The organism is Brevibacillus sp. AF8 (assembly GCF_021270385.1).
In the GTDB taxonomy this organism is placed as follows: Bacteria; Bacillota; Bacilli; order Brevibacillales; family Brevibacillaceae; genus Brevibacillus.
Map to the genome: position 1 here is coordinate 127,236 of NZ_JAGQDN010000017.1, position 6,309 is coordinate 133,544.

The 6,309-nt window shown below is 49.5% G+C and carries 8 protein-coding genes; 5 read left to right on the plus strand and 3 right to left on the minus strand.

The genetic code is table 11. The features are described 5' to 3' along the window. The first annotated feature begins 48 nt into the window (after window positions 1-48). From KB186_RS20560 to KB186_RS20580, 5 genes are read left to right on the plus strand one after another with little or no spacing between them, the layout of a single operon-like run. Complete coding sequence (locus KB186_RS20560) at window positions 49-879, plus strand: electron transfer flavoprotein subunit beta/FixA family protein (protein ID WP_173608566.1); 831 nt, start codon at window positions 49-51, stop codon at window positions 877-879. Continuing rightward, window positions 876-1,898: an electron transfer flavoprotein subunit alpha/FixB family protein gene (locus KB186_RS20565; RefSeq protein ID WP_173608565.1), complete on the plus strand. Its 1,023-nt coding sequence runs from the start codon at window positions 876-878 to the stop codon at window positions 1,896-1,898. Before KB186_RS20560 ends, KB186_RS20565 begins: the two co-directional genes overlap by 4 nt. Then, window positions 1,891-3,186, plus strand: a complete 1,296-nt coding sequence (locus KB186_RS20570; RefSeq protein ID WP_173608564.1) for an FAD-dependent oxidoreductase — start codon at window positions 1,891-1,893, stop codon at window positions 3,184-3,186. The genes KB186_RS20565 and KB186_RS20570 overlap by 8 nt, the downstream gene beginning before the upstream one ends. Further along, entirely contained in the window at window positions 3,186-3,482 is a 297-nt protein-coding gene (locus KB186_RS20575; RefSeq protein WP_007726971.1) for a ferredoxin family protein, read from the plus strand. Before KB186_RS20570 ends, KB186_RS20575 begins: the two co-directional genes overlap by 1 nt. 16 nt (window positions 3,483-3,498) lie before the next feature. Continuing rightward, on the plus strand, window positions 3,499-3,687 hold the full coding sequence (locus tag KB186_RS20580; RefSeq protein ID WP_173608563.1) for a hypothetical protein: 189 nt from the start codon (window positions 3,499-3,501) through the stop codon (window positions 3,685-3,687). Between the two features lie 36 nt (window positions 3,688-3,723). Here KB186_RS20580 and KB186_RS20585 read toward each other — a convergent pair whose 3' ends face one another. The 3 genes from KB186_RS20585 to KB186_RS20595 form a co-directional block, all read right to left on the minus strand. Continuing rightward, complete coding sequence (locus KB186_RS20585; RefSeq protein ID WP_217366942.1) at window positions 3,724-4,113, minus strand: M67 family metallopeptidase; 390 nt, start codon at window positions 4,111-4,113, stop codon at window positions 3,724-3,726. A 22-nt stretch (window positions 4,114-4,135) separates the two neighbouring features. Continuing rightward, window positions 4,136-4,312 (minus strand): hypothetical protein, encoded by a 177-nt coding sequence (locus tag KB186_RS20590; protein WP_217366941.1) that lies wholly within the window; start codon window positions 4,310-4,312, stop codon window positions 4,136-4,138. An 83-nt stretch (window positions 4,313-4,395) separates the two neighbouring features. Beyond that, a partial coding sequence (locus KB186_RS20595) for a coiled-coil domain-containing protein (RefSeq protein WP_483298225.1) occupies window positions 4,396-6,309 on the minus strand: 1,914 nt, incomplete at its 5' end.

Sequence of the window (6,309 nt, forward strand, 5' to 3'; positions counted from 1 at the left end):
TTTTGTACAGGCATAGGAATCGCGCCCGGCAGCAAGGGGGGATCAATCATGCTGCATATTGTCGCTTGCATTAAGCAGGTGCCGGACACCAAAATCATCAAGATGAATCCGAAGACGAATACGATGGATCGCGCCAGTGCGCCAGCCATTCTCAACCCGTATGATGCACATGCGGTGGAGGAAGCCGTTCGTTTGAAAAATCGATATGGGGGTGTGGTCTCCGTCGTCACCATGGGACCGCCGCCAGCGGTGAAGGCCATTCGGAAGTGCATCGAGATCGGGGCAGACGCAGGCTATCTGGTAACGGATCGTGCATTTGCCGGAGCAGACACATTGGCGACCAGCTATGCAATTACCAAAGCCATTGAGAAGATTGCAGAAAGCCAGCCAGTCGACCTCGTCATTTGCGGGAAGATGACCATCGACGGTGATACGGGACAAGTCGGACCGGGAGTCGCCAGACGGTTGGATATTCCGCCGCTTACGTGTGTGAAAAAAGTAGTGGAGATAAACAAAGAACAAGGTTACGCCATCGTGCATCGAAAGCTGGAGGATGGTTATGAAGTCATTCAGTCGACCTTGCCTTGTTTGTTTTCCGTGGAGAAGGAGATTAATGAAGTACCTTATTCTCCGCTGCCCAACATGCTTCGAGCTGCCAGATATAATCCTGTTGTCTGGTCCGTCGATGACTTGGGGGATATTGATCGGGCGCAGTTAGGCCTGAAGGGCTCTCCTACCATCGTTGCAAAAGTTTGGCCCCCAGAGAAACCAAAGGGTGGCGAAATGCTCGAAGGAAGTGCCAGCGAGCAAATTGCACGCTTGATGGAAATTTTGCACGATAAACAGCGACTGTTTCGGGTGAAGGAGGAGCAGATATGAATCTGGATGATTTTCGTGGCATCTGGGTGTTTTTAGAGGTGAGTGACGGTCGTATCGCCCCTGTATCACTCGAGCTGCTGGGGGCGGGAAGACAAATGGCTGACAAGCGAGACGTGCCGCTTGCTGGTTTGTTAATCGGAGATGGAGTCAAGGAGTTGGCCCACACGGCGTTTCCCTACGGTGCGGACCAAGTGTACGTATACGATCACAAAATTTTTCATGAGTACCGGACAGAATCCTACATGCGAGCTGTCATCGCATGTGTCCAAAAGCACAAGCCGGAAATTATCTTGTACGGGGCAACCTCAACAGGAAAAGATTTGGCGAGCGCTGTTGCGACGGACTTGGAGACAGGACTGACCGCCGATACGACCATGCTCGATGTGAACGCGGAGACAGGTTTGTTGGAGGCGAGCCGTCCAGCGTTTGGTGGTAACATCATGGCGACGATTTTGTGCAAAAAACATCGACCGCAAATGGCGACGGTTCGCCCAAAAGTCATGAAAGCGCTTGAGCCAGATGAGTCACGTACAGGAGAGATCATAGAAGAAAGCTTGAAGCTGCGTGAAGAAGACATTCGCACAAAAGTACTGAAAATTGTCCGGGAGACGAAGGAAAAGGTGCGGCTGGATGAGGCGGATGTGATCGTCGCTGGCGGCAAGGGACTCGGAAGCAAGGAAGGCTTTGCGCTTATACATCGCTTCGCAGAACGAATCGGGGCAACCGTCGGGGCCAGCAGAGATGCGGTGGAAGCTGGCTGGATCGGTCATGAACATCAGGTCGGGCAGACGGGAGTGACGGTCACACCCAAAATTTACTTTGCCATCGGCATATCAGGAGCTATCCAGCATTTGGTCGGCATGCGCAACTCAGGATTGATCATTGCCATCAATAAAGATCCGAATGCACTCATCTTCCAGTCTTGCCACTACGGTATTGTCGGTGATGCGTTTGAAATTGTGCCATTGCTCATTGAAGCTTTCCAAAAGGAGCCGGACAAGGAGGTAACGTATGGCTGAGAAATTTGATGTAATCATTGTCGGAGCAGGTCCGGCTGGAACAGCTTGTGCTTATACACTTGCCAAAGCGGGCGTAAATGTTTTGTTGATGGAACGCGGGGAATATCCGGGTTCCAAAAACGTCATGGGAGGTGTTTTGTATCGCAAAACGATGGAAGACATCATCCCCGAATTTTACAAGGAGGCACCTGTTGAACGACCAATCGTCGAGCAGCGGTTCATGATGCTCGATAAGGAATCAGCTATCAATTTCAGTTATAAAGGCATGGAGTGGGCCCAGGAACCTTATAACAATTTCACGGTGCTGCGGGCGAAATTCGACCAATGGTTTGCAGACAAAGCCGTGCAGCAGGGAGCACTTTTACTCAATGAGACCGTCGCTCTGGAGTGCATTGTTGAAAATGGCAAAGTAGTCGGTGTGAAAACAGATCGACCGGATGGGGATCTATACGCAGATGTTGTCGTTCTAGCAGACGGAGTCAACTCCTTGCTGGCGAAATCGTTAGGTTTCCACAAAGAGTTTCGCCCAGACGAAGTAGCGCTCGCTGTCATGGAAGTACTGAAGCTGGATCGCAAAATAATTGAAGATCGCTTTAACCTCGAGGGTGATCACGGTTGTACGATTGAAATCTTCGGGGATTCGACCAAAGGGATTCTGGGGACGGCTTGGTTGTATACGAATAAGGACAGCTTGAATATTGGGGTAGGGACGATGCTGTCGGGTCTAATCAAAAACAAGATCAAGCCGTATGAGTTGTTGGACTATGTAAAGAATCACCCGATGATTCGGCCGTATATCCAAGGCTGTGAGCAGCAGGAATACTTGGCGCACCTGATTCCCGAGGGGGGATATCGTTCCATTCCCAAAATTGTCGGCAATGGTGTCCTTGTCGTAGGAGATGCTGCCCAGCTCGTCAATGCGATCCATCGAGAGGGATCGAATATGGCAATGGCATCTGGTGTCATGGCGGCGGAAACGATCCTGGCAGCAAGAGAGGCAGGGGACTATTCCGAAAAAATGCTCGACGGATACCGGATCAATCTCTTGAACAGCTTTGTGGGTCAAGATTTGAAAAAGTACAAGGACGCAACGCATCACTTTGAAAAATTCCCGCAGTATTTCGAACAATATATTCCGATGATGAACAAAGCGGCGAGTCAGATGTTCACGGTTGATGGCAGCTCGAAATGGAGCAAGCAGAAGAAAATCTGGAGCGACCTCGGCTCTGCGAAGGACAAATGGAGAATGGCGCGTGATTTGATGAATGCGTGGAGGGTGATGAAGTGATGCAGGATCTACCGAAGGGCCAGTCGATCGAGGAGAAACAGTATCTCGTGCGCTTCAAAGCGGATACGGAGTCACATCTGCATGTTCTCTCCGCTGATGTTTGTGCAACGCAATGCCCTGATAAGCTCTGTACCATCTTCTGTCCTGCGGAAGTATACAAATGGGAAGAAGTAAGGATGCACGTCGGTTACGAAGGGTGTCACGAGTGCGGGAGTTGCCGCATTGGTTGCCCGTATGAAAATATCAAATGGGTGTATCCGAAGGGTGGACACGGAATCATCTTCAGACTCGGGTAATGGGCGGCGATGAGCGGTGATACAAGTAGGCGATCTGGTCGTATATGTAAAGGATGGGGCAAAGGGAGTTGTCATTCATATTGAGGAGGACCGCTTCCAGATAAAATGGGAAGATGATTTTGTCAGCTGGGAGAAAAGGGAATGGCTGCTGCCCAGTTCCTTGGAGCCGGGCGACCATCTAAAACAGAAAGAACAGCGGGAGTAAATTCCCACTGTTCTTTTGTTTTGAGGAATTTGACTACTAGTTACGGACTGTATAAGGATACACCCGAGCAAAAGACCCCTCAATTCGAAAACAGCCGAGAACTGGTTGTGGAGAAGCGAGCGAAACGATGAGATACGCAGCCTCCGGGTAATGACAGTAAGCAATATCTTCAGGTGACGGAATGGGAGGAGCAGTAGGGTGGGAGTGATAGATCCCGACCAAATGCTCCCCGCGAAACGCCATTTTGTGGAAAACGTGTTGAATCTGCTTGGGGTCCATGGCGAAGGCCACGGGGCTTTTCAATGTATTTTCCATTCGCCAAACCGTTTGTGCACTCCCATTTCTACCGGAAAGCAATCCACACGTTTCATTTGGCCTCTTCTCCAGGGAATCTCGGATGATCTCATCATAGACAGCACGGGTCATGGAAAAGGGGGTCTCTAAAAGATTAGCCCTGCCAACGCCTGCCGCAGCATCCTCCACTCGTTCTAGTCTGGACGGACGGTTGAACTCTGTGAACCGGACCGGATTTTGGCAAAGGTGATGGTGGCATTCGACGCTGGGTAGGTTGGACAGGGTGTTGTTGACGCTGTTGGTACAGTGCACGCATTTGTTCAGGTGTCATGGTTTTTTCCTCCCTTTCTAGACTGTACTATGTTGTATTCAGTATGGCTGCACATGGTAACGGCTCTCGCACATTTTACTTATTCAACGAAACGGGTTGAAGGCGTTGGCGTTTGGGGGATACATCGGCATTTTTACGGGTGTGGGAGTTACTTGTTGTGTCGAGGGATCGGAGCTTGGCATAAATGGAGTGGTTTGTTGGAATTGGGTGCCTGGCTGGAATTGAGTATTTTGTTGGAATGAAGCGCTATGCTGGAAATGGCTGAAGGCTTTATTGGATCGAGTTTCTTTTTGCGTGAATTCTTTGATGATTTGTTTGTATTTTTCTTCGTTGTTTTGGAACTCTTTCACCATGTTTTTTAGTCCGGCTATCGTCTTTTTCATCAATTGCTCCTGGGATGTAAACTCTTCAATGGCTTTTTCTTTTTCCGTTAGCAGAGTGTCATATTTTTGAGTTGTTTTCTCTAGCATTTCGTTCCATTTATTTTTTTGAAGAGACACGTTCGCGAGCTTCTCGTCGGTTTCCTTGGCTTGTTGCTGAAAAGCTTTGATGCGATTCTCCGCCTCCGTTAATTGCTGTCGTGCTTCTTTTAACTCCGACTGGAGACTCTTAACGGTGTTTTGTGTTTGTTGGATTTCTTCGTCGCGTTTTTGGATGCTTTGCTGCAATTCTTGCTCATGCAGGGAATGGGATTCGGCCAGCTTTTTATAGTCAGCAACGAGTTGATTTTTCGTTAACCGGGCTGCCTCCAGCTCAAGCAGAGCTTCCGTTAATTGTTGAGAAGTCGCTTCGTGTTTGGCTGTCCAACTCTGTTCGAGATCGATTGCTTTTTGCAACATCTCCTGGCGGGTCGCTTCTAGTTCTTGCGCTTTCGTGTGTACATCTTGTTTTTGCGCTTCGAGTTCTTGCTCTCGGGTGTATCTATCTTGATTCTGCACTTGCAGCTCCTGCTCCCGGATATGCAAATCTTGCCTTTGAACTTGGATTTCTTGCTCCTGAGAGAGTAGTGCTTGTTCCAGTGTGTGTAGTTCTTGCTCCCGAGTAAGCAACTCCTGTTCACGAGTTTGTAGGGTATGCGCTTGAGCGAGCAGCTCCTGCTCTTGGGTGTGTAGCTCTTGATCTCGCGCGTTCAGCTCTTGTTTCAGCGTGAGTAACTGTTGCTCGTGGGAGTGGATTTCCTGCTCATGAGAGAGAAGCTCCTGTCCGCGAAGCTGCAGCGCTTGCTCTCGGGATTGAAGTCCTTGTTCTTGTACCTGTAGTTCTTGGCTCTGAGTCAAAAGCGCTTGCTCCTGAGAGAGGTTGGCTTGTTCCCAATCCCGAAGCTCCTGTTCATGGGTCTTGAGTTCTTGTTCTTGAACCTGCAACGCCTGCGAATGAGCTTGTAGTTCTTTTCCTTGAGCCTGCAGCTCTTGTTCAAAACGGTTTAATTCTTCTACCCGTACTTGAAGGCCTTGCGTCTGCTCGAGAAGTTCTTGCTCTCTCGCCTGAAGCCCTTGCTCGAAAGCGAGCAGATCTTGTTCTTTTGTCTGGAGGTTTTGATTCTGAGAGTGAAGTTCTTGCCCGCGCGTTTGCAGCTCTTGCTCGAGAATGTAAAGGTCTTGCTCTCGAGCTTGAAGGTATTGCGTCTGTGTGAGAAGGTCTTGCCCTCGAACTTTAAGTCCTTGTTCGAGGATTGTAAGTTCTTGTTCTTTTGTTTGGAGGTTATCTGCTTGTGATTGCAGTTCTAGGCCCTGTGTCTGCAGCTCTTGTTCGAGAACATGAAGGTTCTGCTCCCGTGCGTTGAGGTCTTTTGTCAGGGAATGCAGCTCTAGCTCTTTGGAAGTGAGCTGCTGTTCTTTCGTCTCGAGGTTTTGCGCTAGGGATTGAAGTTCTTGGCCTTGAGTCTGCAGCTCTTTTTCGAGGACGTGAAGGTCCTGTTCCCGTGCGTTGAGGTCTTTTGTCAGGGAATGCAGCTCTAGCTCTTTGGAAGTGAGCTGCTGTTCTTTCGTCTCGAGGTT